The organism is Lyngbya sp. CCY1209 (assembly GCF_055795065.1).
Genome location: NZ_JAYFER010000281.1, coordinates 1 through 1,316, shown reverse-complemented (window position 1 = coordinate 1,316; position 1,316 = coordinate 1). Strand labels below are relative to the sequence as shown.

The window sequence follows — 1,316 nt, the reverse complement described above, 5'->3', positions numbered from 1 at the left end:
CCCCAATCATCTTCAGATGATTTGAGCTGTTAGCTTGGGAATTGATTCCCAAGCGGTCTTGATATCCAACCCGTTTTTTTCCGGGCATTCAACTGGATTTGATATGAACAGAGCGGAAACCGTGCAGATCGAAAATCGCCTGAGCCATTTAGATGTGGGAGTTCCCGTGACGGTGATCTCCGGTTTTCTCGGCAGCGGAAAAACCACGTTACTCAACCACATCCTCAACCACCGGGGCGATCTGAAAGTCGCGGTTTTCGTCAATGAATTTGGCGAGATCAATATTGACGGACAGCTTTTGGTTTCCGTCGAAGACGATATGGTGCAGTTGAGCAGCGGCTGCATTTGCTGCACCCTCAACGATCGCCTCGCCGAGACAATGGTCGGGGTTTTAGAGCGCAATTCCCAAATCAATTATATCCTGATCGAAACCACCGGCATCGCCGACCTGTTGCCGATTATCATGACCTTTTCGGGGACGGAATTGCGAAATTTGACCCGGTTGGATTCGGTGTTGACGGTGGTGGATGCGGAGACATTTTCCGCCGATTTATTCGGCAGCGAAGCGGTGTTGAGTCAAATCGCCTGGGCCGATATCATTTTATTGAATAAAGCCGATCGCGTGTCGCCAACACAGCGCGATCGCGTCGAAGCCGATATCCGCCAGATCAAACCCGACGCCCGCATCTTCCCCACCGAGTACGGACAAATCCCCCTCCCCGCCATTTTGGGCATCGAATGCCACCACCCGGATTTGAACGCCCTCTCCCGTTTGAACCTGCAAAAACCCCAATCCAAACACTTGGAAAATGATGGGTTCGTGTCCGTCACCTTTGAGAGCGATCGCCCGTTGAGCGTCGAAAAATTCCAGACCTTTTTGAGCGATCGCTTGCCCCCGACGGTATTTCGCGCCAAAGGCTTCATTTGGTACGGGGGAAATACATCCTGTCACCTGCTGCAATTGAGCGGCAACCGCTATCAACTCACCCCGAATTGTGATATCGTTTCCCCTCGGAATCAACTGGTATTCATCGGCCGCCACCTGGACGGCGCAGCTTTACAAAATGCGTTGGAAGATTGTTTGATCGAGCGATCGTCGATGGAGTAGACTGGAGAAGATCCCCCATTATCCCCCTTAAAAAGGGGGACTTTGAGAGCGGTCTTCCTTCCAAAGGGGCCGGACGCGATCGCCCTAAATCCCCCCTTGACAAGAGGGACTTTGAGAAGCTTTCCTTTCCAAAGGAAGCGGGACGCGATCCCCCTAAATCCCCCTTGAAAAGGGGGACTTTGAGATGAGTCCTCCTTCCCAAGGAAGC

General features: G+C 52.4%; 1 protein-coding gene. It reads left to right on the top strand.

Annotated features, from left to right (window positions below):
* The first annotated feature begins 103 nt into the window (after window positions 1–103).
* Complete coding sequence (locus AC0QHF_RS08380; protein ID WP_324703751.1) at window positions 104–1,108, top strand: CobW family GTP-binding protein; 1,005 nt, start codon at window positions 104–106, stop codon at window positions 1,106–1,108.
* Window positions 1,109–1,316: the final 208 nt, after the last annotated feature.

Bases quoted from the DNA above. Each gene is read 5' to 3' on its own strand.
- AC0QHF_RS08380 (WP_324703751.1), top strand. From the start codon at position 104: ATGAACAGAGCGGAAACCGTGCAGATCGAAAATCGCCTGAGCCATTTA.